We start from the raw sequence: 26,543 nt of genomic DNA on the forward strand, positions 1-26,543 counted from the left end.
CTTAGCCGCTGACCCGCTTGTGGACATCCTGCAACGTCTCGACCCGTTCGGAATAGCGATCCGTCAGCATCTTGTCGCGGCTGCGGGTCATCAGGGTAAAGCGGGCCAGTTCCTCCATCACATCGACGATCCGGTTATAAAGCGGCGATGGCTTCATCCGGCCGTCTTCGAATTCCTTCCACGCCATCGGCACGGATGATTGGTTGGGGATCGTGATCAGCCGCATCCAGCGGCCCAGAATACGCAGTTGATTGACCGTGTTGAAGGATTGCGATCCACCCGAAACCTGCATCACCGCCAGCGTCTTGCCCTGAGTCGGGCGAATGCCGCCGATGGGCGACAAGGGCAGCCAGTCGATCTGCGCCTTCATGATCGCGGTCATGGCGCCGTGGCGTTCGGGGCTGGACCACACCATGCCTTCGGACCAGAGCACCAGTTCGCGCAACTCTGCCACCTTGGGATGGGTTTCATCGACGCTGTCATCGGGTAATGGCAGGCCGGAGGGATCAAACATCTGCGTCTCGCAACCTAAGGCGCGAAGGACGCGCGCGCCTTCCTCGGCGCAGAGGCGGGAATAGCTGACCGGTCGCAAAGACCCGTAAAGCAGCAAAATACGCGGCGGATGGCCGGGGTCACTTGGCCCTGCCAGTACTGCGTGATCCACCGGCTGCAACGCGCCGGGGACGATATTGGGAAGATCGGACAAATCCATCGGTTGTATCCTTTCGGGCTTGGTCCGGTCCTAGCAGATTGGCGGGTGAGGAAAAGGCCTGACCGCGCCCCTTGCCATAGCAACGGCAGCAAGGCTAATCAGCCACCATGGCAAAGCTGTATTTCAACTACTCGACAATGAACGCCGGTAAATCGACCGTGTTGCTGCAGGCATCGCACAATTACATCGAGCGCGGGATGCAGACCTATCTGATGATCGCGCAGCTGGACAATCGCGCCGGGCAAGGCCGGATCGGCAGCCGCATCGGGATCGGCGCGGATGCCGATACCTTTGCCCCCGGCGAGGATCTGTTCGCCAAGATTAAGGCCCGGCTGGACGCGGGCCCCTGTGCCTGCGTGTTCGTCGATGAGGCGCAGTTTCTGGACAAGGATCAGGTCTGGCAACTGGCGCGTGCGGTGGATGATCTGAACGTGCCGATCATGACATTTGGGCTGAGGGTGGATTTTCTGGGGGAGCTGTTTCCCGGTTCTGCCGCATTGCTGGCGCTTGCCGATGAAATGCGTGAGGTCCGCACGATCTGCCACTGCGGCAAGAAGGCCACGATGGTGGTGCGCAAGGATGCCGAAGGGCGGGTGTTATCGTCGGGCGATCAGATCGTGATCGGCGGCAATGACCGCTATGACTCGCTTTGTCGGCGGCATTGGCGCGAAGAGATGGGCGAAAAATAAGAAGGCTTAAGTCTGCCGCCGCGATACTCTGCCTCGGGCGATGCGGCTATTTCACCCCTATCCTACCCTCGGTGCCTGCGCGCAGTCGCTGGATATTGCCCCAGTGCCGCACGTAGATCAGTAGGGCGAGCAGAACGGCGAGCACGGCGCTGCTGGCAAAGCCGGTTGCTGTCATCACGATGGGCAGCGCACCGGCGGCGACCAGGGCCGCAAGTGATGAAAACCGGGTGATCAGGGCTGTGACGAGCCAGATCGCGCAGGCGGCCAGCCCCATGGGCCAGATCAGGGCCAGCATGATGCCCAGATAGGTGGCGACGCCTTTGCCGCCCTTGAAACCCAGCCAGACGGGGAAACAATGCCCGACAAAGGCCATCAGCGCTGCCATCTGCACCGCGTCGTCACCGGCGAATTGGCGCGCGGCCAGCACCGCGACAGCGCCCTTGCCTGCGTCAAAAATCAGCGTCAGCGCAGCGGCCTTTTTATTGCCGGTGCGCAGGACATTTGTCGCGCCGATATTGCCAGAGCCGATGGTGCGCAGATCGCCCAGACCCATCAGCCGCGCGATAATCACCCCGCCGGGGATTGACCCAAGCAGGTAGCCGACAGCGCACCAAAGGACGAGGACGGCAAGACTGCTTTCGATCACAGGCATCACGCCTCTCCCCAGATGCGGATGCCGTCCACCCATGTGCCGATCACCTTGCCTTGCAGACGCGCGCCGTCAAAGGGTGTGTTTTTGGATTTTGACTGCAAGGTGGTGCGGTCCAGCAGGAACGGGGCATCCGGGTCGAACAGCACCAGATCGGCAGGCGCGCCCCCGTGCATCCGCCCTGCGGCCAGCCCCAGCAGGCGCGCGGGGTTCAGCGCCAGCGCGCGGAACAAGCGCGGCAGATCGATCTGGCCCGCATGATAAAGCCGCATCGCAGCAGGCAGCAGCGTTTCCAGACCGACAGCGCCGCTGGCAGCCTCTTCAAACGGCAGGCGCTTGCTTTCTTCATCTTGCGGCGTGTGCATCGAACAGATCACGTCAATCAGACCTTCGGCGACGGCCTGGACCACGGCGATCCGGTCGTCCTCGGCCCGCAGGGGTGGCGTCAGTTTGAAGAAGCTGCGGTAATCGGCGACATCCATGTCGTTCAGCGTCAGGTGGTGGATGCTGACGCCGGCGGTGATTTTCAGACCGTTACGCTTGGCCCGTTCCAGCGCGGGCAGGGAACGCGCGGTCGTGATCTGATCGACATGATAGCGCGCGCCGGTCATTTCCAACAGGCTGATATCGCGGTCCAGCGCCATGCGTTCGGCCATGGGCGACACGCCGGGCAAGCCACGCAGCGAGGCGAATTTGCCCGAGGTCACGACGGCACCATCGGACAGACCGGGATCCTGCGTATGGCCAATCACCAGGGCATCCAGCGAGCGGGCATAGGTCAGCGCCCGCGACAGGACCTTTGTTTTCGTAACCACATGATCGCAATCGGTGAAAGCCACGGCGCCTGCATCTTTCAACAGGCCGATTTCGGTCATTTCCTGGCCGTCCCGGTTCTTCGTCAGCGCGGCCATTGGCAGGACATGCACCGGTGCATCCAATTGCGCACGCCGTGCGACGAATTCTAGCTTTTCGGGGGTGTCGATCGTGGGGTCCGTGTCGGGCCGGGTCACGATCGTGGTCACGCCGCCTGCCGCCGCTGCACGGCCCGCAGATCGAAAGGATTCCTTGTGCCGTTCGCCCGGTTCGGACACTTTCACGCCGATATCGATGATCCCAGGTGCCAGGCACATGCCCACGCAATTCACGATCTGCGCGCCGACGGGTGGCGTCGCGTCTGCGCCGGATACCGCATGGATCAGCCCATCGACGACGAGGACAGAGCCTGCTTCGTCGGTCAGCGCGACCGGGTCGATTACCCGGGCATTGGCAAAGAAAATGGCTGTCATGCGTCTGTTCCTTTGCAATAATTCATCGTCCGACCCAGATCATCAGCCCGACCAGCGCGAACATCACCAACAGCGCGGCCGTGGCGACCATCCCGCTCATCCTTGCGTCGGATTTGCGTGGCTTGGCCTGCCGTCCGTTCAATTCACCGACAGCGCCCTCAGAGGTGAGCTTTTCCACCGTGCCAAGCTGCGGGGTCTCGCGCAGCACCATGACAGTGCGGGTGTCATCGGGCAGAAAAATCGTTTGCGCCTTGCCGCCAAAAGCCCGCGACATGATCAGTACAACCATGCCTGAAACCCGACGCAAAGTCGTGGCCTGCGCTGGCGTCAGCGGCAGGTCATAGCCTTGCCGGATCAGATCGGGCAAAGCGACGTCGCCGGTCTGAGACGCAGGGATCAGATCGACATAGTCGAGGTTCAGCCCGTCTTGTCCGATGATCTTGCGGATCATCTGTTCCTTGGGGCCATCCAGCGGCGGGCCGGAATATTCCACCACATAAAGCGCGCCATGGTCATTCGCTGGGATATCGAGCATCGGCTATACCATCACGCTGTTTTCGTGGCGCGCCTCACGCAGGTTGCGGGCAAGAAGATCCATCGCGGCCATCCGTACGGCGACACCCATTTCCACCTGCTTCTGGATCACGGATCGGTTGATGTCATCGGCGATATTGCCGTCAATCTCGACGCCGCGGTTCATCGGGCCGGGGTGCATGACGATGGCGTCGGGTTTGGCATGGGATAGCTTCGCGGCATCCAGACCGTAGCGGTGGAAATATTCGCGTTCGGACGGGATGAACCCGCCGTCCATCCGTTCCTTTTGTAGTCGCAGCATCATGACGACATCGACGTCTTTCAGTCCCGTGACCATGTCGTCGTAAACCTCGACCCCGAAATCGGCGATGCCTGTGGGCATCAGCGTGGGCGGGCCGATCAGGCGGATGCGGTTTTCCATCTTGCCCAGCAACATGATATTGGACCTTGCCACGCGGCTATGCGCGATATCGCCGCAAATCGCGATGTTCAGGCGGTGCAGCCGGCCTTTGGCGCGGCGGATGGTCAGCGCGTCCAGCAGGGCCTGGGTGGGGTGTTCATGCCGCCCGTCGCCAGCGTTCAACACTGCGCAATTGACCTTTTGCGCAAGCAGATCGACCGCGCCCGATTGCGGGTGCCGGACGACAAGCAGGTCAGGCCGCATCGCGTTCAGCGTCAGGGCGGTATCGATCAGCGTTTCGCCCTTTTTGATAGATGACGCCTGCATCCCCATGTTCATCACATCCGCACCCAGCCGTTTGCCCGCCAGTTCAAAACTGGCTTGCGTGCGCGTCGAATTTTCAAAGAACATGTTGATCTGGGTCAGACCTGCCAATACCTCGCGATGTGCCAGTCCCCGGCTGTTGTGGTCGGCATAGGTATCGGCAAGGTCCAGAAGGGTCGTGATTTCCAGCGGATGCAGCTGTTCGATCCCCAAAAGATGCTTTGCGCGGAATGTCATGCCCTGATCCTTTGCAGCTTCCGGTGGGTTATAGGGCGCACCTTGTCCGGCTTCAATGCCGCAGGGCCTGCACAAAGGTAAGCTTTGCGCTTAATGTGGCGGTATGGATTCGCACAACACATATTGGCAAGACCGCGCGGCGCTGGAATGGCAGGTCGAATTGGGCGTGACCGACGCGATATTGGACGCGCCGTTGGACCGGTATGATCTTGATCCAGCGCCGGTCAAGCCCGCGCCCGCGACGGAACCCGTCGCCCCTCTTGCCATCCCGGTGATCGATCCTGTCGATGTGGCCCGTGCTGCGGCAGATGCGGCGGTAGATCTGCCGTCACTGGCCGCCGCCGTTGCCGCATATGAGTTGTGTGAAATCAAACGCGGGGCGCGCAATGCCGTCTTCGCCGATGGTCAGCCCGGCGCGCGCGTGATGATCGTCGGCGAAGCGCCGGGGCGCGAGGAAGACCGCGCTGGCAGGCCCTTTGTCGGGCAGGCGGGGCAGATGCTGGACCGGATGCTGGCGGCGATTGATCTGGGTCGCGCACATGGCAACAAGGATCGCGCGGTCTACATCACCAACGTCATGCCGTGGCGGCCGCCGTCGAATCGTACCCCGGATGCCGATGAAATCGCAATGATGCTGCCGTTTTTGCGACGCCATATCGCCTTGGCCGATCCGCAGATCATTGTGCTGATGGGCAACACGCCCTGTCAGGCGTTGTTGGGGCAAAAGGGTATCACGACGCTGCGGGGCAAATGGACCGAGGTGTCAGGCAAACCCTGCCTGCCGATGTTCCATCCCGCTTATCTGTTGCGCAACACGGCCGCCAAGCGCGAGGCTTGGACCGATTTGCTGGCGCTGAACGTAAGGTTGAAGACATGAGCAGGATTGACGAAACGCTGGAATTCATCCCGGTTCGCATCGCGGTGCTGACGGTGAGCGATACGCGCGAACTGGTGGATGATAAATCCGGTCAGGCGTTGGTGGATCGGATCGCCGCCGCCGGGCATCATTTAGCCGATCGCCAAATCATTCAGGACGAACGCGCGCTGATCGCGGATCAATTGCGCGCATGGTGCGCAGATGGTGGCGTTGACGTTGTCATTTCTACCGGCGGCACCGGCCTGACCGGGCGCGATGTCACGGTCGAGGCGCATCGTGATGTCTATGAAAAAGAGATCGACGCGTTTGGCACGATCTTCACCATTGTTTCGATGCAAAAGATTGGCACCAGCGCAGTGCAAAGCCGCGCAACGGCAGGCGTCGCGCAGGGTACCTATCTGTTCGCGCTGCCGGGATCACCCGGCGCGTGCCGGGATGCGTGGGATGAAATTTTGGGCCGACAGCTCGATTTTCGGCACCGCCCCTGTAACTTTGTCGAGATCATGCCCCGTCTGGACGAACATTTGCGACGGAAATGATCCGTTCCATCGTATGAAGGAACAAGAGGCTATGTGCGCCCGACCTGTGCGTGGCAAAAAGGAATAATTGATGCGTTTTCTAAGACGGAGCCTGACGGGCATTTTCCTGCTGTCCTTGACACTTGTGCTGTTGGCATGGGCGGGCAATACCCTGCGTGGTGCGGTCGAGGCGCGGGTGAATCAGGAACCGCGCATTCTGCCGCAGCGCGAGCGTGAGTTCACCGTCAATGTGCTGACGCTGGAGCCGCAGACCCTGACCCCCGATCTGGTGGTCTTTGGCGAGTTGCGCAGCCAGCGGACGCTTGATCTACGTGCGGCCACCAGCGGCACGGTGTTGGACGTTGATGACAACCTTGTCGAAGGTGGCACCGTCACCGCAGGCCAGTTGTTGGTCCGCATCGATCCGGTCGAGGCACAGGCAGCATTGTCGCGGATCAGGGCCGATCTGCAGGATGCGCAGGCCGAATTGCGCGATGCGCAGCGGGCGATTGATCTGGGCCAAGACGAACTGACTGCGGCACGCGCGCAGGCGGCTTTGCGCGACCGCGCGCTTGCGCGTGCGCTGGATTTGCAGTCGCGCGGCGTTGGTACGGCTGCGACGGTCGAGGATGCAGAACTTGCCGCGTCAAGCGCCAGCGCAGCGGTATTGACCCGCAGGCAGGCGATTGCGACCGCAGAGGCGCGCATTGATCAGGCGACCACACGGCTTGCGCGGGTAGAGATTGATCTGGCCGAAGCGGAACGCAATCTGGCGAACACCGAAATCACCGCTGCCTTTGACGGTTCCCTGACCGAGGTCACGATCACACCTGGCGCAAGGGTGACCGCGAACGAGATGTTCGCGCGATTGATCGACCCCGCCCGGTTAGAGGTCGCTTTCCGCGTATCGACCGCACAATATGCCCGGCTGCTCGATGAAGACGGCAGGCTGACGGGTGCGCCGGTGACTGTGGCGCTGGATGCGGAAGGCGTGAACCTGACCGCCAACGGCCAGATCACCCGGGAAGGGGCCGGCGTTGGCACCGGCCAGACCGGGCGGCAATTGTTCGCGCGGATCGAGGGTGCGCCCGGTTTTCGTCCCGGTGATTTTGTCACTGTCAGCATTTCCGAACCGGTGCTTGAGAATGTGGCGCTGTTGCCAGCCACGGCTGTCGGGTCAGATAACATGATCCTGACCGTGGACGCGGATGAACGGTTGCAACCTGTCCCTGTCACGGTCCTGCGGCGTCAGGGTGATGACGTGATCATCGCCGCTTCCGATCTTTCGGGGGCGAGTGTTGTGATGGAACGCTCGCCCTTGCTCGGGGCGGGAATCAAGGTTCGTCCGATCCGCCCCGGTGTGACAGAGGAAGAAACAGCACAGATGATACAGCTTGATGCCGATCGCCGTGCGCGGCTGATCGCCTATGTCGTGGATGGCGAGATGCCGGATGATATCAAGGCGCGGATTATCGCGCAACTGGAGCAGGATGAAGTGTCATCCGAAACCGTAGAACGGCTGGAAAGCCGGATGGGCAGCTGATGGGGACGGGGGGCGACAGGCTGACGGCAAGCGCGGGCGGCATCCTGTCCTATTTCACCCGGCACAAGACAGCGGCGAACCTGCTGCTGGTGCTGATGCTGACTGCCGGTGTGCTGGCAATCCCCAATATGCGGGCGCAGTTCTTTCCGGATGTGATCATCGACAATGTGACGGTCAACGTTTCCTGGTCCGGCGCAGGGGCCGAGGATGTGGACGCCGCTATCGTGCAGGTATTGGAACCTGTGCTGCTGACAGTAGACGGGGTGGTGTCGTCATCTTCCCGCTCGACCGAGGGCAGCGCCCGCATCTCGCTGGAATTCGAACCCGGCTACGACATGGACCGCGCAGCCGAAGACGTGCAGATCGCCATGGACGGTGCCAGCAATCTGCCTGCCGATGCCGATGATCCCAGCATAAGGCGGGGTGGCTGGTCGGATCGTGTGACGGATGTGGTGATCGCGGGGCCCGTCGGCGTCGATCAGCTTGGACGGTTCGCAGACGAATTTTCAACCCGGCTGTTCGCCGAAGGCGTCACACGTGTGTCGGTGCAAGGGGTCGCGGCCCCGTCGATCCTGGTCGAGGTGCCGTCGCTGTCCCTGATCGAACATGATATTGGTATGGCCGATATTTCGCAGCGCATCGCCGAAGAAACCAGTGCTGCGCCTGCCGGTGACGTCTCATCCAACGCGCGCGTGCGCACCGGAGTCGCACGCCGCAGCGCAGAGGAAATCGGCGCGATTGCCCTGCGTGCCAATCCTGACGGATCGACCCTGACAATCGCCGATGTGGCCCAAGTGCAGGTCGAAGGCATTGATCGCGACCGTGCCTATTTTGTGGGACCCGATCCTGCAATCAAGGTGGTGGTGCAACGCTCTGCCACGGGTGATGCCATCGGATTGCAACGCAGTGTGGAACGGGTCGCAGCGGAAATGCAGACGTCGTTGCCCAATGGCGTGACGATCCAGTTGACCAATGCGCGTGCCGAACAGATTACCGGGCGGCTGGATATTCTAGTGCGCAACGGGCTGACCGGGCTGGCTTTGGTCGTGGCGTTGTTGTTCCTGTTTTTGAATGCGCGCACGGCCTTCTGGGTCGCGTTCGGCATTCCGGTGGCGATGCTGGCCGCTGTGGCGCTAATGTATGCGGCAGGGATCACCTTCAACATGATTTCGCTTTTCGCGCTGATCATCACGCTGGGGATCGTGGTGGATGACGCGATTGTGGTGGGCGAACATGCCGATTTTCGGGTCAGGCAGTTGAAGGAATCGCCCACCGTGGCCGCAGAGAATGCTGCCCGCCGCATGTTCAGCCCGGTGTTTTCGGCGACGATCACGACGATCATCGCCTTCTTCGGGCTGGTCGCGATTGGCGGGCGCTTCGGTGATCTGATCGCGGATATTCCATATACGGTGATCGCCGTGCTGATCGCCAGTCTGGTGGAATGTTTCCTGATCCTGCCCAACCATTTGTCTCACGCCATAGCCCATTCGGCCAAGGATCATTGGTATGACCGCCCGTCGAAATACGTCAATCGCGGCTTTGACTGGTTCCGGTTCACCTTGTTCGCGCCGTTCATGGCGCTGGTTATTCGGGCACGGTATCCGGTGGTGGCGCTGGCGCTGGTTGCTCTGGCGGCGTCCAGCGCGCTGGTCATTCGCGGCGATGTCGCCTGGCGTTTCTTTGCCTCGCCGGAACAGGCGCAGGTCAGTGGCAATTTCGCCATGCTGCCCGGTGCCAACCGTGACGACACGCTGGAGATGATGCGCGAAATGCAGCGCGCGACCGAGGCGTTGGGCGCGCAATACGAGGCGGAATACGGCATCAATCCGCTGTTGTCGGTGATCGCCGAGATTGGCGGTAATTCCGGGCGCGCGATCGCTGGCGCGGAAAACAAGGATGCCGATCAACTGGGCGCGATCACCATCGAACTGGTCGATGCCGACAGCCGCCCCTATACCAGCAATGCCTTTGTGACCGCGTTGCAGGAAAGTATTATCCAGCACCCGATGGCGGAAACCGTCAGCTTTCGCAGCTGGGGGGCAGGGCCCGCGGCGGATGGGATTGACGTACAATTGTCGGGTGCCAACAGTACGACGTTGAAAGCCGCCGCTGAGGCGCTGAAAAGCGAACTGGCCCAATATGGCGAGATTTCCGCACTGGAGGATTCGCTGTCTTACGACAAGGAAGAACTGGTGCTGCAACTGACACCGCAGGGTCAGGCGCTGGGGATCGGCATCGATGCGCTGGGTCGCGTGCTGCGCAATACGCTGGCGGGGATCGAGGCGGCAAGTTTTCCTGACGGCGCCCGTTCTGCCACGATTCGGGTGCAATTGCCTGCATCCGAATTGACGGCGGACTTTCTTGATCTCCTGCAGATCCGTGCCGGTGACGGGATCTATGTGCCGCTGGCCGATGTGGTGACCGTCGACACACGCAGCGGGTTTTCGACCGTTCGGCGCGAAAACGGCGTGCAACTGATTTCGGTGACCGGCGAGCTTGACAGCGATGACGCGACGCGCGCGACCGAGATCCAGCAGATCATCGCTGGCGATATCCTGCCGCGTCTGGAAAGCCGCTTCGGAATCGCCACGCACCTTGCCGGTCAAAGCGAAGAGGAACAGCGGTTCCTCGGCGACGCCGCAGTGGGTGTGACCTTGGTCTTGTTGGGAATTTATCTGACACTGGCGTGGATTTTCAGCAGCTGGACCCGGCCGGTCGTTGTCATGTCGATCATCCCGTTTGCCTTGGTCGGGACGATCTATGGCCATCACGTCTGGCAGATCCCGATGAGCCTGTTCACCGTCGTCGGATTGATTGGGATGGTGGGGATCATCATCAACGATTCCATCGTGCTGGTGACCACCGTGGACGAATATGCGCAGGATCGCGGGATCGTGCCCGCGATCATCGATGGCACGGTGGACCGTTTACGCCCAGTACTGCTGACGACATTGACGACCGTGCTGGGTTTGTCACCGTTGCTGTATGAAGGATCGACGCAGGCCGAGTTTCTGAAACCAACAGTAGTCACGTTGGTCTTTGGCCTTGGCTTTGGAATGGTGCTGGTCCTGGTCATCGTGCCGTCGATCATGGCGATGCAGACCGATGTCGCGCGGCAGGTGCAATCGGCCAGACGGGCCCTGCGTGGGCGGCGTATGGCGATGATGCTGCCTGCCGCGCTGGGCGCTGTGGCGACCGCGACCCTGTTTGGCGCGCTTGTACTGCCGTTGTTGCTGACAGGGGCACCTTGGCCGCCGGTCGGAGCGGCGCTGCCATTTCTGACCGGCGGCTTTGCCCCGGCGCTGGGGCTGTTCGCGCTGCTGATGCTGCTGGTTCTGATCGTGATCTATGTTATCGCCATGACCAGTTTCGCAGCGCGGCGTTTGCGCAGCTAAATGCCGGTAGTCACTTAATGCGCGGTGCAGCCTTGGATATCCACCGCCTTGCCAGCGCCCAGCACGGTAAAGCGCAGGGCAGACCGGTCCAGTGCAAACGGCTGGCCCGAGATATGCACCATGTCCACCACAGCTGTCAGCTGGCCACCCTGGCGGGTGACGTGCGGTTCAGAAACCCAGACATTGGGATCGCCCGCCTCGATCACCACGACTTCCTCGGCAGCAGTTTGTGCCATCGTGATCATCGTGGTGAGTTGCAGCCCGTCGCTGATCGGCGTGACGGTGCAGGTCACAGTGCCGACCTGTGCCTCTGTCCGCGTCAGCGGACGGTCGCGCAGCGCGGCAACAATGGCAGGATCCGAGATACCATCGGGCGGCAGCAGGGCAGAAAAATCTAGTGTAACCGGAATGCAGACCTCATCACAGACGCCGATCTCGATCTGGCCGCTGATGCCCACTGCCGATCCAACATCGGGGATTTGCAGACGCAGCGGGAAGGTCACGCTGTTTTCATATCCGATCGAGCGGATGCCGAAAGTCTCATAGACTTCGGGCACGGGAAAATGCGGTTGCATGGCGATAACCCCGGACCCTGAAATTGCAAAAGTGGGGGGTATGCCCCCATCGCCCGGCGCGCGCCAATAGGTTTTCCAGCCATCGGCCAGATCAATCCGCAAAGCCGCGACATGGGTGCCGTCCGCCTCGCGCCACCCGGGCAGCACCGTGACCGACGCAAGATCATCGGCAGATTGGCCAAATCCCGAAGCGGGCAAGCAAGACAGGATGAAGGGTATCAGCAGATTTGTGCGCATGCCTATCTCTTGGGCGATTCCGGATGACATGAAAAGTCACGAATGAGCGATTGGCTGACATGTGGTGCCTTGCACCTACGGCGCAGTGTCACCATTGTATTGCGATGGATCTGACTGCTGCGTCTCTTGCCGGAAAGTTGCTGATCGCCATGCCGGACATGGCCGATCCGCGGTTTACGCGTTCTGTAATCTATCTTTGCGCCCATTCCGAAGAGGGCGCGATGGGCTTGATCATCAACAAGCCACAAGGCCAGATCAGCTTTGCCGACCTGCTGGACCAGATGGAGATTCCGCAGGCCCCTGATACCCGTGATATCGCCGTGCATTTTGGTGGGCCTGTCGAACACGGGCGCGGTTTCGTGCTGCATTCGGGCGATTATCAATCCAGACTTGGGACGTTGCAGGCGGCTGATGGGATCGGCATGACCGCGACGATGGACGTGCTGGAAGATATCGCCGCCGGGCGCGGACCTGCACAAGCCTTGCTGGTGCTTGGCTATGCAGGCTGGGGGCCAGGCCAGTTGGAAAACGAGATCCGCCAGAATGGCTGGCTAACCTGCGATGCACATGCCGATATCATCTTTGAACTGGCAAATACCGACAAATGGTCCGGCGCGCTCAAGCTGCTTGGCATTGATCCTGTCTTGCTGTCTTCAAGCGCAGGTCATGCCTAGGCCGGATCATCCAACAGCGCATTGATGATCGCCACGGCACTCGGTCCGGACCAATCTGCCTCGCCTTGCATGCGGGCTATTTCCATGCCGTCAGGGTCCAGTATCAACGTCACGGGCAGGCCCAGCACGCCCATCGAGCGCGCGAACCGTTGCCGCGTATCGGTGTGAAGCGGGAGGTTGTCGACATCGATTTCCGCCAGAAACCGTTCCATCGCAGGCAGCGGGTTTGGCCCCACAGCGACGGTCACCACCTCGAAATCATCTCCGCCAAGGTCGCTTTGCAAGGCTGACAGATGCGGCATTTCCACACGGCAGGGGGCGCACCATGTGGCCCAGAAATTCAACACGACATAGCGCCCTTGCAGATCGGCCAGCACCATTTCCGTGCCGTCCTCGCTGGTGAAGGGGATGTCTGTGGTGGCAACCGGCGTGGGGTGAAACACCAGCTTGCGCATTTCGCCTTCCCGCAGGTCAGCCGGATCAGCGCCTTGCGCCGCACCAAGGTTTGCAACACCCAGCAGGGCCGTATAAAGCAAGGCTGACAGTAACTTTCGCATGGGCGCTTCCTTTATGACCAAAGACGCAAACTCGATGTGGGGCGGCCGCTTTGCCGCCGGACCGGACGCGATCATGGAGGCGATCAACGCCTCGATCGGGTACGACCGCCGTTTGGCACCGCAAGACATTACCGGTTCGCGTGCCCATGCCGCCATGTTGGCCGCCTGTGGCATCATTTCAGATACAGACGCGGACGCGATCAGGAAAGGCCTTCTCACCGTATTGTCAGAGATTGAAACGGGGGATTTCCCGTTCTCGACCGCACTCGAAGATATTCACATGAATGTGGAATCCCGGCTGCGCGAGTTGATCGGCGAACCGGCAGGCCGCTTGCACACGGCGCGTTCGCGCAATGATCAGGTCGCGGTGGATTTCCGGCTTTGGGTGCGCGATCAATGCGATCAGGTGGATGCGGCGCTGGCCGCCTTGCAGCAATCCTTGCTGGGTCAAGCCGATGCCGGGGCGGATTGGGTGATGCCCGGTTTCACCCATCTGCAAACCGCCCAGCCGGTGACATGGGGGCATCACATGCTGGCCTATGTTGAAATGCTGGCGCGGGATCGCAGCCGGTTCGCCGATGCGCGCAAACGGATGAACCAGTCACCGCTGGGTGCTGCCGCGTTGGCCGGTACATCCTTCCCGATTGACCGCGACATGACGGCGCAGGCTTTGGGTTTTGACGCACCGATGGGCAATTCGCTGGATGCTGTGAGCGACCGCGATTTCGCGTTGGAGTTTCTGGCCGCCAGCAGCATCTGCGCCATGCACCTGAGCCGTCTGGCTGAGGAACTAGTGATCTGGTCCTCTGCCCAATTCCGGTTCGTGAAGATGTCGGACAAATGGTCGACCGGGTCATCGATCATGCCGCAGAAACGCAACCCTGACGCGGCAGAGCTGATCCGCGCCAAGATCGGCCGGATCTTCGGCGCGAATGTCGCGTTGATGACCGTGATGAAGGGTCTCCCGCTCGCCTACTCCAAGGATATGCAGGAAGACAAGGAACAGACATTCGACGCCGCCGACAGCCTGATGCTGGCCTTGGCTGCGATGACCGGCATGGTCGCGGATATGACTGCCAACCGCGACAATCTGAAAGCAGCGGCCAGCAGCGGGTTTTCCACGGCGACTGATCTGGCCGACTGGCTGGTGCGCGAACTGGGCCTGCCATTCCGCGAGGCGCATCATGTCACCGGATCGCTGGTGGCGCTGGCCGAATCCAAAGGCTGCGATCTGCCGGATCTGACGCTGGCGGATATGCATGGCGTTCACGATGGTATCAGTGCCGATGTCTTTGACGTCTTGGGGGTTGAAAATTCGGTCGCTTCGCGCATGAGTTATGGGGGCACGGCCCCCGCACAGGTCCGCGCGCAGATCGCAGCCTGGAGAAAGGTTCTGACATGATACGCCTTGCAATGATCGTTTTGCTGACCACGCTTGCCGCTTGTGGGGCAGACGCGCCGCCGATGACGCCCAACGCCAATGTCGGGCTGAGCATGGGGTCCGGCGGGATCGGCACCTACGGTTCGGTCGGGGCCAGCAATGGCCGGGTGTCGGTCGGGGTCGGCCTTTGATGCGCAATGTCTGGCTGGCGCTGGCGGTATGGGGCACGGTGCATCCGATGTATTATTTCATCGGCTGGTTCAACGCCAACACCTGGGACATCATGGCCATGGTGAATGCCTGGCACGCCAATGCCGCGACCAGCGGTCTGGTATGGGATCTGACGATCGCTGCTGTCACGCTGACGATCTGGGCAATCTATGAGGCGTTTTCGCGCAAGAATTACCTTAGCCTTCTGGCTGTGCCAGCGACATTCATGATCGGTGTGAGTTGCGGTTTGCCGCTTTATCTTTATCTGCGCAGTCGCCCTGTTACCTTACGTTAGGACCCGTTTTGGACCATTTCATCTATCGCAACGGCGCGCTTTACGCCGAGGATGTCGCTGTCGCGGATATCGCTGCTGCGGTCGGCACGCCATTTTATGTTTATTCAACAGCCACGCTGACGCGGCATTTTCAACTGTTCGACGATGCCTTGGGTTTTGCCGACCATCTGGTGTGTTTCGCGATGAAATCCCTGTCTAATCAGGCGGTCCTGCGGGTGCTGGCGCAGGCGGGTGCCGGTATGGATGTGGTTTCTGCCGGAGAATATCTGCGCGCGAAGGCCGCGGGCGTGCCGGGCGATAGAATCGTGTTTTCCGGCGTCGGCAAGACCGCTGATGAAATGCGTCTTGCGCTGGAGGGCGGTATCCGCCAGTTCAACGTCGAGAGCGAGCCTGAGATGATCGCGCTGGATAATGTGGCGCGGTCCGTAGGCGTCGTCGCACCGATCACCCTGCGCATCAATCCCGATGTCGACGCCAAGACCCATGCGAAAATCGCCACCGGCAAATCCGAAAATAAATTCGGCATCCCGATTTCGCGCGCGCGCGAAGTTTACGCGCTGGCCGCCACGCTGCCGGGGCTGAAGGTCATCGGCATCGACGTACACATCGGTTCGCAACTGACCGATCTGGCCCCCTTCGAGGCGGCCTATGCAAAAGTCGCTGAACTGACAGAGGTTTTGCGCGCCGATGGGCATGAGATCACCCGCCTTGATCTGGGCGGCGGGCTTGGTATTCCCTACGCCCGGTCGAACGAAGCGCCGCCGCTGCCGTCTGACTATGGCGCGATGATCGAACGGACCCTTGGCCATCTGGGCTGCGAGATCGAAATTGAACCGGGTCGCCTGATTTCCGGCAATGCTGGGCTGATGGTATCACAAGTCATCTATGTCAAATCCGGTGAAGATCGCGATTTCCTGATCCTCGATGGTGCGATGAACGACCTGATCCGCCCCGCGATGTATGATGCCTGGCACGACATCGTGCCGGTCATCGAACCCGCCCCCGGCACTGATCTGGCCCGCTATGATATCGTGGGTCCGGTCTGTGAAAGCGGCGACACCTTTGCCAAGGGGCGCGAGATCCCGCCGATGTCAGCGGGCGATCTGGTCGCGTTCCGGTCTGCGGGGGCTTATGGTGCGGTGATGGCATCGGAATATAATTCGCGTCCGCTGATCCCCGAAGTGCTGGTCAAAGGCGATCAATTTGCAGTTATCCGCAGGCGTCCTAGCTATGAAGAGATGATCGCGCGCGATAGCCTGCCAGAGTGGCTGGAGTAGCCCAAACTGCGGAGAGAAACGCTGACCCAGATCCCCGACCAGATGCGCCACCTGCGCCAGCCCGTTCGCTGGACACGCCTTGGTATGGTGGCGGAAAATTTGGTCCGGTGTTTCTGGCCTTTCTGGACGATCCTGTTTCTGACCCTCGCGCCGCTGATGATGGGCTGGCATGACCTTCTGCCGCTTGCGGCATTGGTGGCGTTGGCTGCCTGCGTTCTGATCGCGCTGGTCACGGCGCTGCTGTGGGGGCTGCGTCGCTTTCATATACCCGGTCCGGCAGAGGCGCTTGCGCGGGTCGATGCCGCATTGCCGGGTCGTCCGATTGCCGCCGTGGCGGATATACAGGCCATCGGTGCGGGCGATCCTGCATCCATGGCCGTCTGGCAGGCGCATGTCGCGCGTATGGCCGAGCGTACGAAATCCGCCCGCGCTGTTGAGCCTGACCTGCGCATCGCTGATCGCGATCCTTATGGTTTGCGCTTCATCGCTGTATTGTTCTTTATCACGGCGCTCCTTTTCGGGTCGGTCCTGCGGGTCACGAGCGTTGGCGATATCGTGACCGGTCCGTCGCCGGCGCTGGCCTCTGGCCCGGTCTGGGAAGGTTGGGTCGAACCGCCCGCCTATACCGGGCGCCCGACGCTTTATCTCAATGATATCCGCTCTGGCCCTTTGCGCGTGCCTGCGGGCAGCATGCTGACGTTGCGGGTCTACGGTGATCTTGGCGGGATAAGCCTGAACGAAAACGTGTCAGGTCGGCCCGATGACCTGCCGCCGCTGGCCGAAGGACAACAACAATTCGAAATCGTCTATTCCGGTACGCTGGCGCTGGAAGGTCCAGATGAACGGCGCTGGACGGTCACGGCCGTCGCCGATGCGCCGCCCTTTGTGGCCCTTACCGACCCGCTCACCGCGGATGCGATGGGGGAAATGTCGCAGCCTTTCCGCGCCAGTGATGATTACGGCGTCGAAAGCGGCACTGCGACAATCGCGCTGGACCTTGCCGCGGTAGAGCGCAGGCATGGTCTGGCGGCCGATCCCGAAACCATTCCCGATCTGGTGCTGGATCTACCGATGCCCTTTACCGGCAACAGGGCGGAATTCGAGGGCTTTCTGGTCGATAACCTCAGCGAGCATCCTCTGGCGAACCTGCCGGTGACGCTGCAACTGTCCGTCACTGATGCGGCGGGTCAGACGGCAAGTACGGCCCCGGAACCGCTGATCCTGCCGGGGCGGCGGTTTTTCCAGCCGGTGGCGCGCGCTGTGATTGAACAGCGTCGCGATCTCATGTGGTCGCGTGACAATGCCCGCCGCGTCGGGCAGTTGCTCCGCGCGATTTCGCATCGGCCAGAGGATATTTTTACCTCTGAAACAATGTATCTGCGCATGCGTACGATTATCCGGCGGATGGACGCGATAGCGCTGGTCGGTCTGGACGAAGAGACGCAGGCCGAGATTGTTAGCGCGCTGTGGGACCTTGCGATCCAGTTGGAGGATGGTCGTCTGGCAGATGCCCGCGAACGTCTGCGCCGCGCGCAGGAACGCCTGTCAGAGGCGATGCGCAACGGTGCCTCTGACGCGGAAATCGCCGAACTGATGGACGAGTTACGCGAAGCGACAGATGACTACATGCGCATGCTGGCCGAACAGGCCGAACCCGGCGACGGCACTGACCAGGCCGATAGCAGCGGCGAAAGCATGGAACTTTCGATGAGCGATCTGCAAGCTATGATGGACCGCATCGAAGAGCTGATGCAGGAAGGCCGGATGGCCGAGGCGCAGGCGCTGATGGAACAACTGAATCAGATGATGGAAAACATGCGCGTCGCGCAGGGTGAGGGTGGCGACGGGCCTCCCAGCCCCGGCCAGCAATCCATGCAGGATCTGGCCGATACGCTGCGTGATCAGCAGGGCCTGTCCGACGATGCCTTCCGCGATTTGCAGAACCGTGCAGATGGAAGCGGACAAGGCCAGCAGGAAGATTCGACAGGGCAGCAAGGCCCGGATGGCCAAGGTCAGTCCGGAGAAGGTGAGCAGGGTGAGGGAGAGGCCGGCCAGGGTGAGCAGGGCCGAGGCCAAGGTCAGGGCAGTGACCCCAGTGATCAGGGCAGGTCTGGCCCCGGCGATGACCAACGCGGCTTGACGGAACGCCAGCAGGCCTTGCGTCAGGAATTGCAGCGCCAGCGCGACGGGTTGCCGAACCTGCCGGGTGATTCAGGCGACACGGCGCGCCAATCGCTCGACCGGGCCGAGGGCGCGATGGAAGGCGCGGAACAGGCGCTGCGCGGCGGTGATCTGTCCGGTGCCATCGACCGTCAGGCCGAGGCGATGGATGCCCTGCGCGACGGGATGCGCGAATTGGGGCAAGCGATGGCCGAGGCCCAGACCGGCCAGTCTGGCGAAGAAGGCGAAGCGGCAGGGAATGCGGTGCCAGGGCAACGTGACCCGCTCGGGCGCGAAATGGGCAATAGCGGGCAGATGGGCACAGAGCAGAACCTGTTGGGCGATATGGATATCAACCGGCGCGCCGCCGAATTATTGGACGAAATCCGTCGCCGCTCTGCCGAACAGGACAGGCCGGAGGTTGAACGTGACTACCTGCGCCGCCTGCTTGGGCAGTTCTGACCGGTCTAGCTGGCCACGGCGGCGGCCCAACCTGACAGTGCCGTCGCATAGTGGTTCAGTGTCAGCCGCCATCCATTGATTGTCGCGACATAGCTGGACATGATGTCCCGCGATTGTGGGAATTGTGCGCTGATCTGGTCGGCAAAAATGTAGGGCGCAAGCAGCAATGCAAAAAGCAGCAGCACAAGGGCGAACCCGCGCCGGAAACCATGACGATTCTCGGCCTCTTGCACTTCTGCCGTTGGCGGCTGAGGCGGGCCCGCACGGCGCGACTGCGCGCGCAGGTTGGCGTTGATCTCGCTCATGCTGGGCATTTCACGCATCTTGGGATCGGCCCGCACAACAGCGGCGGGGCGGGGGGTAACGCCCGCAGGCGCGGGCACGATGGTATCCGGTTCACTTTCGGCCGGCGCTTCTGCTGCTATGGGCTTGTCGGCGGGCGGTGCATCGGCCTTAGATGATTCCTGCGGCTCAGCTTGTCCTTGTGCGGTCTCGGCGTCGCGCAATTGTTGTTCACGTGCGGCCTCCTGGCGGAGAATCTCGGCAATCGACGCATCGACTGACCGACGGATCGGTCCCGCTTCGGGCGCGGGAGGGTGTTCGGCGGCGGGTTCTGGCACGGCGCCGGGCTGGAACCAGCTATGCCCGCAGCTGGAACATTCGACATCGCGCCCCGCAGACGGGATTGCATCGTCAGACACGTTATATTGCGCGCCACAATTGGGACAAATCAACCGCATTCTGCCAACCCCTCATCCCGTGAGCCACGGATTTATTGTTCTTATCGGCGTTAATCTACCAGCGCAAAGACCAAACGCAAAGGTTTTGCACGCGCGGCATTGCAGTGATCATTGAAACCTGTCGCAGATTTGGGCAATACAGCGGGTGCAGGCAAAGGACAGATCGTGATTGAACTCGATAACATATCTTACGGATATGGCGGAACGGCGCTGTTTTCGGGTGTTTCGCTCAAGCTGGCACCGGGATCGTTCCACTTTCTGACCGGCCCGTCGGGCGCGGGCAAGACGACATTGCTGCGGCTGTGCTACGCGGATTTGCGGGCAAGCGTCGGACATGTGAGGCTGTTTGGGCAGGATGCCGCTGATTTGTCGCGCGATCAGGTGGCAATGATACGCCGCCGCATCGGGGTAGTGCATCAGGACACACAGTTTCTGGATCATCTATCGATAGCCGAAAATATCGCCCTTCCGCTGACGGTCGCGGACAGGATCGCGGAAGCGCAGGATAACCTGACGCAATTGCTGTCGTGGGTCAGTCTGGGGCCACAGGCAGGGCAACTTCCGCCGGAATTGTCGGGTGGCGAACGCCAGCGCGCTGCCTTGGCGCGGGCGGTTATCATGTCCCCTGACGTGGTGATCGCGGATGAGCCGACCGGCAATGTGGACTGGGAAATGTCCCAGCGCCTTCTCGCGCTTTTGGTGGAACTGAACCGGATGGGCAAAACAATCCTGATCGCTACACATGATCTGGCAATGATCCGGTCAATGAAATCTGACGTGAATGCACGTGTGCTGCGTCTTAAGGGCGGGCAGTTGATACAGGCGGGGGCGGAACTGTGAAGGCCGTGATCGCTTTGATCCTTGGCGATCAGTTGGCTGATCGCGCTGTGCCGCCGACGGGCATATCTGCAAGGCTGACGGTCTTCGTCGCCGCTGCCATGGCGTTTCTGGCGATCTTTGCGCTGGCCTTGTCGTTGACCGCCGGGCGGGTGGCAAGCGGTTGGGCCGATGATCTGGCGCGCTCTGCCACCTTACGCCTGCCCGCCGATCTGGATCAGACCAACGAAGCGTTGCGCGCAGCGGTGAATGTTCTGCAGACCACAACCGGCGTGGCCTCTGCCCGTGTGCTGGAACCCGAGGAACAGCGCGCGCTTTTGGCACCCTGGTTCGGGCCTGATGTGCCTGTCGAAACCCTTCCCATCCCGCAATTGATCGAGATTTTGCCTGACGAAGACGGCTATGACCTCGACGGCCTGCGCGCGCGCTTGCAGGCAGAAGTCCCCGGCGCCATGGTGGATGATCACGGTGCCTGGCGCGAACCCCTTTTGCGGGCGGCGGAACGGCTGCGCCTGACGGGGTGGAGCGTGCTGTCCTTGATCGGTGCCGTCATGGCTGCGATGATCACCTTGGCCGCCCATGCGTCGCTGGCGGCAAATGCGCAGGTGATCCGGGTCCTGCGCCTGGTCGGCGCGCGTGATGTCTATATCGCCGGTGCCTTCGTGCGCCGCTTTACCTTGCGTGCAGGTTTCGGGGCTGTCATCGGCGTCGTCATCGGTGTCGCCGTGCTTCAGATCATGCCGCAGGCAAATGTGGCTGGCGGTATGGATATGGCATTCGGGTTTATCGGCCTTGACTGGACGTGGGTGGTGGTCATTCCTTTGGCTTCGGCTATCGTGGCCTTCGTGGCGACCCGCGCCGCCGCTTTCCGCCGCCTGAGGGAACAGACATGACCTATGCAATCCAGTGGCTTCGGTCGTTGGTGTTCAATGCGCAAATCTATGTGGCGATGTTGGTGGTCGGTATTCTTTATACGCCAGCCGCGCTCTGGTCGCCGGCAGGGGCTGTGGCCGCGTGCCATGCCTATTGCCGCTGGGTGCGCTGGTCCGCCGGATGGATGATCGGGTTGCGCGTCGAAATCCGTGGCACCCCACCCACGGACGAGGTGATGGTCGCCCCCAAACATCAATCATTTCTGGATGTGTTGATGATCTATGGGGCAATCCCGCGCGGAAAGTTCGTCCTGAAATCAATCCTGAAATACGCGCCGATCATCGGCCAGTTCGCCATGCGGATCGGCTGTATTCCCGTGGATCGCGGCAAACGCGGGCAAGCGATCAAAAAGATGGTCGCCGATGTGCGGGCCGGGCGCGCGATGCCGGGGCAGCTGATCATCTATCCCCAAGGCACCCGCATCGCCCCCGGCGTCAAGGCGCCCTACAAGATCGGTACCGGAGCGCTGTATCGTGAACTGGGCCAGCCGGTTGTGCCTGTCGCGACCAATGTCGGACTGTTCTGGCCCAAGCGCGGGATCTACCGGCATCAAGGGACAGCCGTGTTCGAATTCCTGCCCCGGATCGAACCGGGATTGGATATCGCCACGTTCATGCATCAGCTAGAAACGGAGATCGAAGCCGCCTCTGACCGGTTGAACGCCGAAGCGGGTTTTCCGGTCGGGCGAATTTAGGCCGCTAATCCCTTGCTACCCAGATTCAGATATTTATCACGTCGGTCCTTGCGCAGCTTTTCACCCGATTTACCGCCGAGTTCTGCTAGCATGGATGTCAACGCCTCGCCCACCGACTTGATCGCGGCACCACGGTCGCGATGCGCGCCGCCTTTGGGTTCTTTAATGATCCTGTCGCAGACGCCCAGTTCATGCAGGTCCTTTGCCGTCAGGCGTAAAGCTTCTGCCGCTTCGCGCATCTTTTCGGAATCCTTCCACAGGATCGAGGCGCAGCCCTCAGGACTGATCACCGAATAGACCGAATGCTCAAGCATCGCGACCCGGTCGGCCGATGCAAAGGCGACAGCACCGCCTGACCCGCCTTCGCCGATGATCACGCTTATCAGCGGCACTTTCAATCCCAGACATTTCTCGGTCGAGCGCGCAATCGCTTCGGACTGGCCGCGTTCTTCGGCACCTTTACCGGGATAGGCACCGGGGGTATCCACCAAGGTAATGACCGGCAGACCGAAACGGTCGGCCAGATCCATCAGCCGGATCGCCTTGCGGTATCCCTCTGGCCGGGCCATGCCAAAATTGCGGGCGATGCGTGATTTGGTGTCATTGCCCTTTTCATGGCCGATCACCATGACAGGCTGCCCGTCCAGCCGCGCAATGCCGCCCATGACGGAATGGTCGTCGGCAAAGTTGCGGTCCCCGGCAAGGGGCGTGAATTCGGTAAACAATGCATTGATGTAATCGATGCAATGTGGGCGCTCGGGGTGACGTGCGACCTGACATTTACGCCAGGGCGTCAGGTTGGCGTAAAGCGAATTGAGCAGCTCAACCGCCTTTTTGTCCAGCGCGGTCGCTTCTTTCGACACGTCCATATCCGCATTGTCGCGGGCCATGGCGCGCAATTCTTCGGCCTTGCCTTCGATCTCGGCCAGCGGTTTTTCAAAGTCGAGGTATAGGGTCATCAGTTCATCGCACCTTTCTGCCACAAGTCCGTATTATATGGCGTATGCGCTGAACAATGGCAACGGCAGGGCGGGTCAGGCGGCGCTGATCATCTCGGACTGCCTAACGATGACTTCGGCCTGTTTGATAGAGGCGATATCGACGAGGCGACCTTTGTAGACGGTCGCCCCTTCGCCACGCGCCTTTGCGTCTTCCATTGCTGCCAGAATTTCGCGGGCTTCGGCCACGGCCTCGTCTGAGGGAGTGAAAACTTCGTTGGCGAGCGCGATCTGCTTGGGATGGATCGCCCATTTGCCGACCATCCCGAGTGTGGCGGACCGGCGCGCCTGCGCGCGGTAGCCTTCGTCATCGCTGAAATCACCGAAGGGGCCGTCGACGGGCAACACGCCATGCGTCCGGCAGGCCGCGACAATCGCGGTCTGCGCCCAGTGCCAGGGATCAGCATAATGGCGGGTATCGCCATGGAGCATGTAGTAATTTTCCTGCGTGCCACCGATGCCGGTGGTCTGCATCCCCATGGAGGCCGCAAAATCCGCCGCACCCAGCGACATCGCCGCCATACGGGGCGAACTGGCGGCGATCTCTTCCACATGTGCAATGCCGGCGGCTGATTCGATGATCACCTCGAAACTGATCTTCTTCGTGCGCCCTTTGGCGCGTTCAATTGCAGTCACCAGCGCATCTACCGCATAGACATCTGCCGCACAGCCGACCTTGGGGATCATGATTTGGTCGAGCCTTTCGCCTGCCTGTTCCAGAACATCGACTACGTCACGGTACCAATAAGGCGTGTCCAGCCCGTTGATCCGGACGCTGAGCGTTTTGTTGCCCCAATCCACGATATTGATTGCCTCAATCACATTGGCGCGGGCCGCGTCCTTGTCTGAAGGGGCCACGCTGTCTTCCAGATCAAGATTGATTACGTCGGCCGCACTGGTAGCCATTTTTGCAAACAGCTTGGTATTCGATCCGGGGCCAAACAATTGGCAGCGGTTCGGGCGGGCCGGGGGCGCGGGTTGTAGGCGGAATGACATGAAGCACCTCGTGAGTATCAAAATTGCGCAATAGATTTATTCTTTGGTATTATATTGCGCAATGGGTCACAAGGATGTTTGTGCACCTGCAGCATATACCACAGGTGCGTGGCAAAATTTTTCGCGAAAATTTTGCTGGAAGAAAGAAATTTCGCCGAAATTTCTTAGACGCCTGCGGTCACAATCGCCTTGGCCAGAATCGGCACGCTGTCGGCATTCAGCCCGGCGATATTGATCCGGCTGTCACCGACCATGTAAATGCCGTTGGCCGCGCGCATCGCCTCCACTTGTTCCGGCGTCGCGCCCAGGCGGCTGAACATGCCGCGGTGATGCGCGATAAAGTCGAAACTATCGCTATTGGTCAGTCGTTTCAGCTCGTCCGCCAACTGCTGACGCAGGTTCAGCATCGACAGGCGGGTTTCTTCCAGTTCTGCCTCCCAATCTGCGCGCAGATCGGGATCGGTCAGAATCGTGGTGACAACCCGTGCCCCATGGTCTGGCGGGAAAGAAAAGTTCTGCCGGTTCAGGAAGTTCAGGTTCTGTTGCGTCAGGGCCTGCTGGTCCGCATCCTTTGCAACCGCGATCAGCGCCCCGGTACGTTCACGGTAGATGCCGAAATTCTTCGAGCAGCTTGACGCAATCAGGCAATTGTCGAAAGCGGCGGCAATCTGGCGGGTGATCTGCGCATCCGCCTCCAGCCCGTCACCAAAACCCTGGTAAGCGATATCAACAAAGGGGACGGCGCCCTTGGCCTGCATCAGGGTGATCATCTGCGCGATCTGGTCGCTGGTCAGGTTCGCGCCGGTCGGGTTGTGACAGCAGCCGTGCAGCAGGACGACATCGCCGGATTTCAGACCTTCCAGATCGGTCATCAGCCCGTCGAAATCGATCCCTCGCGTGTCATTGTCGAAATAACGGTATTCCGCCATCTTCATACCGAGGTATTTGATGATCGACGGATGGTTCGGCCAGGTCGGGTTCGACAGCCAGACCGTTGCGTCGGGGGCTGCCATTCTGATCAGTTCCAGCGCCTGCCGGATCGCGCCGGTACCGCCCGGTGTTGCCACCACGGCCACGCGGTCGGCGGCGATATGATCGCCCAGCACCAGATCACGGATCGCGGCACCGTAGGCGGGGTCACCGGCAAGGCCGGTATATGCCTTGGTGGTCTGATCTGCCAAAATCCGGCGCTCTGCCTCTTTCACGGCCCGCATCACGGGGGTGTTGCCGGTTGCGTCCTTGTAGACGCCGACGCCAAGATCAATCTTATCGGCGCGGGGATCGGCGCGATATTGCGCCATCAGCGCAAGGATTTTGTCGGCGGGCTGGGATTTCAGGTTCTGCAGCATCAGGCGGCTCCGGTTGCGATAGGAAGATCGGCATACATGCCCCATTCGGACCATGAGCCGTCGTAAAGTGAATGATCTGTCTTGCCGATCCGGGTCAGCGCCAGCGATAGGATCGCCGCCGTCACACCGGACCCGCAAGTGGTGATCGCAGGTTTGTCCAGATCGACGCCCGCGTCGGCAAAGACCGCACGCAAGGCGGCGGGTGGCTTCATCGTGCCGTCGGCGTGCAGCAGGTCATGATAGAAAACGTTGCGTGACCCCGGGATATGGCCTGAACGCATACCTGGGCGCGGTTCCGGGGTCTCTCCGCGAAAACGGCCCGGCGCGCGGGCGTCAATGATCACATGATCGCCCAGCTTGGCCGCGCGGGCCACATCTGTCACGTCACGCACCATTTGGCCACGGCGCTGCACCGTCATGTGGCGGTCGCGGATGACGGCAGCGGCATCGGTGACAGGTTTACCCTCGTTCAACCATTTCGGCAGGCCACCGTCCAGAACGGCGACATTGCCATGGCCCATCAGCTTGAACAACCACCAGACGCGCGCAGCCGAAAACAGCCCCGCCCCGTCGTAGACGACCACCTGATGCCCGTCACCCACGCCCATCGCACGCATCCGCGACATGAACTTTTCGACCGGTGGGGCCATATGCGGCAATTCGGAGCGTTGATCACTGATTTCATCGATATCAAAGAAACGCGCACCGGGGATATGGCCGGCCCTGTATTCCGCAAGACCCGACCGGTCCGCATCCGGCAAATACCAGGATGCGTCGAGTATCCGCAGCTCCGGGTCCTTGAGATGCGCGGCCAGCCAATCGGTGCTGACAAGCGTCTTGGGATCATCTGGCGCAGGTTTGCTCATCACATTGCCTCTGGGTCACTTGGTCCGTGACTATCGCGCTGTTCACGCAGAAACAAGGCGTCCCCGCATCTTCTCTTTTCCGGAAATACTCCGGGGGAAGAGCCGGTCCTGTCCGGATCACGGACCGCGCCCTGTGCC

Annotated in this window: 26 protein-coding genes; 14 read left to right on the top strand and 12 right to left on the bottom strand. The window is 61.0% G+C overall.

The features are described 5' to 3' along the window. Position 1 precedes the first annotated feature (1 nt). Positions 2-712 (bottom strand): arsenical resistance protein ArsH, encoded by a 711-nt coding sequence (gene arsH, locus ACK4TM_RS00140; RefSeq protein WP_409694851.1) that lies wholly within the window; start codon positions 710-712, stop codon positions 2-4. 107 nt (positions 713-819) lie between these two features. Here arsH and ACK4TM_RS00145 point away from each other — a divergent pair, with 107 nt between their 5' ends. Continuing rightward, complete coding sequence (locus tag ACK4TM_RS00145; protein ID WP_409694854.1) at positions 820-1,401, top strand: thymidine kinase; 582 nt, start codon at positions 820-822, stop codon at positions 1,399-1,401. A 46-nt stretch (positions 1,402-1,447) separates the two neighbouring features. Here ACK4TM_RS00145 and plsY read toward each other — a convergent pair whose 3' ends face one another. Genes plsY through ACK4TM_RS00165 form a run of 4 tightly spaced genes read right to left on the bottom strand, consistent with a single transcriptional unit; the run spans position 1,448 to position 4,831 of the window. Then, positions 1,448-2,053: a glycerol-3-phosphate 1-O-acyltransferase PlsY gene (gene plsY, locus ACK4TM_RS00150; RefSeq protein ID WP_409694857.1), complete on the bottom strand. Its 606-nt coding sequence runs from the start codon at positions 2,051-2,053 to the stop codon at positions 1,448-1,450. Further along, a complete protein-coding gene (pyrC, locus tag ACK4TM_RS00155; RefSeq protein WP_409694860.1) occupies positions 2,053-3,336 on the bottom strand; it encodes a dihydroorotase in 1,284 nt (427 codons plus the stop codon). The genes plsY and pyrC overlap by 1 nt, the downstream gene beginning before the upstream one ends. Positions 3,337-3,358: 22 nt before the next feature. After that, the gene (locus ACK4TM_RS00160; protein WP_409694864.1) at positions 3,359-3,871 is read right to left on the bottom strand and encodes a hypothetical protein; all 513 of its coding nucleotides are present in this window, start codon (positions 3,869-3,871) and stop codon (positions 3,359-3,361) included. 3 nt (positions 3,872-3,874) lie between these two features. Then, positions 3,875-4,831, bottom strand: coding sequence for an aspartate carbamoyltransferase catalytic subunit (locus ACK4TM_RS00165; protein ID WP_409694867.1), 957 nt, complete (start codon positions 4,829-4,831; stop codon positions 3,875-3,877). A 103-nt stretch (positions 4,832-4,934) separates the two neighbouring features. Here ACK4TM_RS00165 and ACK4TM_RS00170 point away from each other — a divergent pair, with 103 nt between their 5' ends. From ACK4TM_RS00170 to ACK4TM_RS00185, 4 genes are all read left to right on the top strand, one after another. Then, complete coding sequence (locus ACK4TM_RS00170; protein WP_409694870.1) at positions 4,935-5,708, top strand: uracil-DNA glycosylase; 774 nt, start codon at positions 4,935-4,937, stop codon at positions 5,706-5,708. Then, positions 5,705-6,247, top strand: a complete 543-nt coding sequence (gene moaB / locus ACK4TM_RS00175) for a molybdenum cofactor biosynthesis protein B (RefSeq protein WP_409694873.1) — start codon at positions 5,705-5,707, stop codon at positions 6,245-6,247. Before ACK4TM_RS00170 ends, moaB begins: the two co-directional genes overlap by 4 nt. A 70-nt stretch (positions 6,248-6,317) precedes the next feature. After that, on the top strand, positions 6,318-7,769 hold the full coding sequence (locus ACK4TM_RS00180) for an efflux RND transporter periplasmic adaptor subunit (RefSeq protein WP_409694876.1): 1,452 nt from the start codon (positions 6,318-6,320) through the stop codon (positions 7,767-7,769). Continuing rightward, complete coding sequence (locus ACK4TM_RS00185; protein ID WP_409694879.1) at positions 7,769-11,164, top strand: efflux RND transporter permease subunit; 3,396 nt, start codon at positions 7,769-7,771, stop codon at positions 11,162-11,164. Before ACK4TM_RS00180 ends, ACK4TM_RS00185 begins: the two co-directional genes overlap by 1 nt. A 14-nt stretch (positions 11,165-11,178) precedes the next feature. On the opposite strand, the gene ACK4TM_RS00190 is transcribed toward ACK4TM_RS00185, so the two are convergent. After that, a complete protein-coding gene (locus ACK4TM_RS00190) occupies positions 11,179-11,976 on the bottom strand; it encodes a protein-disulfide reductase DsbD domain-containing protein (RefSeq protein ID WP_409694882.1) in 798 nt (265 codons plus the stop codon). Between the two features lie 104 nt (positions 11,977-12,080). Here ACK4TM_RS00190 and ACK4TM_RS00195 point away from each other — a divergent pair, with 104 nt between their 5' ends. Continuing rightward, entirely contained in the window at positions 12,081-12,650 is a 570-nt protein-coding gene (locus ACK4TM_RS00195; RefSeq protein ID WP_409694885.1) for a YqgE/AlgH family protein, read from the top strand. On the opposite strand, the gene ACK4TM_RS00200 is transcribed toward ACK4TM_RS00195, so the two are convergent. After that, complete coding sequence (locus tag ACK4TM_RS00200; protein WP_409694888.1) at positions 12,647-13,207, bottom strand: TlpA disulfide reductase family protein; 561 nt, start codon at positions 13,205-13,207, stop codon at positions 12,647-12,649. The genes ACK4TM_RS00195 and ACK4TM_RS00200 overlap by 4 nt on opposite strands. A 13-nt stretch (positions 13,208-13,220) precedes the next feature. Here ACK4TM_RS00200 and argH point away from each other — a divergent pair, with 13 nt between their 5' ends. Genes argH through ACK4TM_RS00225 form a run of 5 tightly spaced genes read left to right on the top strand, consistent with a single transcriptional unit; the run spans position 13,221 to position 18,992 of the window. Then, positions 13,221-14,609, top strand: coding sequence for an argininosuccinate lyase (argH, locus tag ACK4TM_RS00205; protein ID WP_409694891.1), 1,389 nt, complete (start codon positions 13,221-13,223; stop codon positions 14,607-14,609). After that, positions 14,606-14,779: a hypothetical protein gene (locus ACK4TM_RS00210; RefSeq protein WP_409694894.1), complete on the top strand. Its 174-nt coding sequence runs from the start codon at positions 14,606-14,608 to the stop codon at positions 14,777-14,779. Before argH ends, ACK4TM_RS00210 begins: the two co-directional genes overlap by 4 nt. Further along, entirely contained in the window at positions 14,779-15,093 is a 315-nt protein-coding gene (locus ACK4TM_RS00215) for a DUF2834 domain-containing protein (RefSeq protein WP_409694897.1), read from the top strand. Before ACK4TM_RS00210 ends, ACK4TM_RS00215 begins: the two co-directional genes overlap by 1 nt. Positions 15,094-15,101: 8 nt before the next feature. Beyond that, the gene (gene lysA, locus ACK4TM_RS00220) at positions 15,102-16,370 is read left to right on the top strand and encodes a diaminopimelate decarboxylase (protein ID WP_409694900.1); all 1,269 of its coding nucleotides are present in this window, start codon (positions 15,102-15,104) and stop codon (positions 16,368-16,370) included. 42 nt (positions 16,371-16,412) lie between these two features. Then, positions 16,413-18,992 carry a TIGR02302 family protein gene (locus ACK4TM_RS00225; RefSeq protein WP_409694903.1) on the top strand — a complete coding sequence of 860 codons (2,580 nt, stop codon included), beginning with the start codon at positions 16,413-16,415 and terminating at the stop codon, positions 18,990-18,992. Positions 18,993-18,997: 5 nt separating this feature from the next. Here ACK4TM_RS00225 and ACK4TM_RS00230 read toward each other — a convergent pair whose 3' ends face one another. Continuing rightward, positions 18,998-19,732 (bottom strand): zinc-ribbon domain-containing protein, encoded by a 735-nt coding sequence (locus ACK4TM_RS00230; protein WP_409694906.1) that lies wholly within the window; start codon positions 19,730-19,732, stop codon positions 18,998-19,000. A gap of 165 nt (positions 19,733-19,897) precedes the next feature. Between ACK4TM_RS00230 and ACK4TM_RS00235 the strand changes: the two genes are divergently transcribed. The 3 genes from ACK4TM_RS00235 to ACK4TM_RS00245 are packed head-to-tail and all read left to right on the top strand — an operon-like array spanning position 19,898 to position 22,196. After that, the gene (locus tag ACK4TM_RS00235; RefSeq protein WP_409694909.1) at positions 19,898-20,572 is read left to right on the top strand and encodes a cell division ATP-binding protein FtsE; all 675 of its coding nucleotides are present in this window, start codon (positions 19,898-19,900) and stop codon (positions 20,570-20,572) included. Beyond that, the gene (locus tag ACK4TM_RS00240; protein ID WP_409694912.1) at positions 20,569-21,462 is read left to right on the top strand and encodes a cell division protein FtsX; all 894 of its coding nucleotides are present in this window, start codon (positions 20,569-20,571) and stop codon (positions 21,460-21,462) included. The genes ACK4TM_RS00235 and ACK4TM_RS00240 overlap by 4 nt, the downstream gene beginning before the upstream one ends. Beyond that, entirely contained in the window at positions 21,459-22,196 is a 738-nt protein-coding gene (locus tag ACK4TM_RS00245) for a lysophospholipid acyltransferase family protein (protein ID WP_409694915.1), read from the top strand. Before ACK4TM_RS00240 ends, ACK4TM_RS00245 begins: the two co-directional genes overlap by 4 nt. Here the strand turns inward: ACK4TM_RS00245 and ACK4TM_RS00250 are convergent. From ACK4TM_RS00250 to sseA, 4 genes are all read right to left on the bottom strand, one after another. Further along, a complete protein-coding gene (locus ACK4TM_RS00250; RefSeq protein ID WP_409694918.1) occupies positions 22,193-23,155 on the bottom strand; it encodes an acetyl-CoA carboxylase carboxyltransferase subunit alpha in 963 nt (320 codons plus the stop codon). The two genes, ACK4TM_RS00245 and ACK4TM_RS00250, sit on opposite strands and share 4 nt — an antisense overlap. Positions 23,156-23,230: 75 nt before the next feature. Continuing rightward, on the bottom strand, positions 23,231-24,190 hold the full coding sequence (locus ACK4TM_RS00255) for an L-malyl-CoA/beta-methylmalyl-CoA lyase (protein ID WP_409694921.1): 960 nt from the start codon (positions 24,188-24,190) through the stop codon (positions 23,231-23,233). Between the two features lie 164 nt (positions 24,191-24,354). Beyond that, the gene (locus ACK4TM_RS00260; RefSeq protein WP_409694924.1) at positions 24,355-25,539 is read right to left on the bottom strand and encodes an aromatic amino acid transaminase; all 1,185 of its coding nucleotides are present in this window, start codon (positions 25,537-25,539) and stop codon (positions 24,355-24,357) included. Beyond that, complete coding sequence (gene sseA / locus ACK4TM_RS00265; RefSeq protein ID WP_409694927.1) at positions 25,539-26,405, bottom strand: 3-mercaptopyruvate sulfurtransferase; 867 nt, start codon at positions 26,403-26,405, stop codon at positions 25,539-25,541. Before sseA ends, ACK4TM_RS00260 begins: the two co-directional genes overlap by 1 nt. Between the last annotated feature and the right edge of the window lie 138 nt (positions 26,406-26,543).

This window comes from Yoonia sp. (genome assembly GCF_046292185.1).
GTDB lineage: Bacteria > Pseudomonadota > Alphaproteobacteria > Rhodobacterales > Rhodobacteraceae > Yoonia.

What these genes read in the sequence shown, in the direction of transcription:
- argH (WP_409694891.1), top strand. Translation starts at nt 13,221, where the DNA reads ATGACCAAAGACGCAAACTCGATGTGGGGCGGCCGCTTTGCCGCCGGA.
- moaB (WP_409694873.1), top strand. Translation starts at nt 5,705, where the DNA reads ATGAGCAGGATTGACGAAACGCTGGAATTCATCCCGGTTCGCATCGCG.
- ACK4TM_RS00210 (WP_409694894.1), top strand. Translation starts at nt 14,606, where the DNA reads ATGATACGCCTTGCAATGATCGTTTTGCTGACCACGCTTGCCGCTTGT.
- arsH (WP_409694851.1), bottom strand. Translation starts at nt 712, where the DNA reads ATGGATTTGTCCGATCTTCCCAATATCGTCCCCGGCGCGTTGCAGCCG.
- ACK4TM_RS00225 (WP_409694903.1), top strand. Translation starts at nt 16,413, where the DNA reads ATGCGCCACCTGCGCCAGCCCGTTCGCTGGACACGCCTTGGTATGGTG.
- ACK4TM_RS00160 (WP_409694864.1), bottom strand. Translation starts at nt 3,871, where the DNA reads ATGCTCGATATCCCAGCGAATGACCATGGCGCGCTTTATGTGGTGGAA.
- ACK4TM_RS00145 (WP_409694854.1), top strand. Translation starts at nt 820, where the DNA reads ATGGCAAAGCTGTATTTCAACTACTCGACAATGAACGCCGGTAAATCG.
- ACK4TM_RS00230 (WP_409694906.1), bottom strand. Translation starts at nt 19,732, where the DNA reads ATGCGGTTGATTTGTCCCAATTGTGGCGCGCAATATAACGTGTCTGAC.
- plsY (WP_409694857.1), bottom strand. Translation starts at nt 2,053, where the DNA reads ATGCCTGTGATCGAAAGCAGTCTTGCCGTCCTCGTCCTTTGGTGCGCT.
- ACK4TM_RS00255 (WP_409694921.1), bottom strand. Translation starts at nt 24,190, where the DNA reads ATGTCATTCCGCCTACAACCCGCGCCCCCGGCCCGCCCGAACCGCTGC.
- ACK4TM_RS00190 (WP_409694882.1), bottom strand. Translation starts at nt 11,976, where the DNA reads ATGCGCACAAATCTGCTGATACCCTTCATCCTGTCTTGCTTGCCCGCT.
- ACK4TM_RS00260 (WP_409694924.1), bottom strand. Translation starts at nt 25,539, where the DNA reads ATGCTGCAGAACCTGAAATCCCAGCCCGCCGACAAAATCCTTGCGCTG.
- ACK4TM_RS00180 (WP_409694876.1), top strand. Translation starts at nt 6,318, where the DNA reads ATGCGTTTTCTAAGACGGAGCCTGACGGGCATTTTCCTGCTGTCCTTG.
- pyrC (WP_409694860.1), bottom strand. Translation starts at nt 3,336, where the DNA reads ATGACAGCCATTTTCTTTGCCAATGCCCGGGTAATCGACCCGGTCGCG.
- ACK4TM_RS00185 (WP_409694879.1), top strand. Translation starts at nt 7,769, where the DNA reads ATGGGGACGGGGGGCGACAGGCTGACGGCAAGCGCGGGCGGCATCCTG.
- ACK4TM_RS00200 (WP_409694888.1), bottom strand. Translation starts at nt 13,207, where the DNA reads ATGCGAAAGTTACTGTCAGCCTTGCTTTATACGGCCCTGCTGGGTGTT.
- ACK4TM_RS00215 (WP_409694897.1), top strand. Translation starts at nt 14,779, where the DNA reads ATGCGCAATGTCTGGCTGGCGCTGGCGGTATGGGGCACGGTGCATCCG.
- ACK4TM_RS00165 (WP_409694867.1), bottom strand. Translation starts at nt 4,831, where the DNA reads ATGACATTCCGCGCAAAGCATCTTTTGGGGATCGAACAGCTGCATCCG.
- ACK4TM_RS00195 (WP_409694885.1), top strand. Translation starts at nt 12,081, where the DNA reads ATGGATCTGACTGCTGCGTCTCTTGCCGGAAAGTTGCTGATCGCCATG.
- sseA (WP_409694927.1), bottom strand. Translation starts at nt 26,405, where the DNA reads ATGAGCAAACCTGCGCCAGATGATCCCAAGACGCTTGTCAGCACCGAT.
- ACK4TM_RS00250 (WP_409694918.1), bottom strand. Translation starts at nt 23,155, where the DNA reads ATGACCCTATACCTCGACTTTGAAAAACCGCTGGCCGAGATCGAAGGC.
- ACK4TM_RS00245 (WP_409694915.1), top strand. Translation starts at nt 21,459, where the DNA reads ATGACCTATGCAATCCAGTGGCTTCGGTCGTTGGTGTTCAATGCGCAA.
- ACK4TM_RS00170 (WP_409694870.1), top strand. Translation starts at nt 4,935, where the DNA reads ATGGATTCGCACAACACATATTGGCAAGACCGCGCGGCGCTGGAATGG.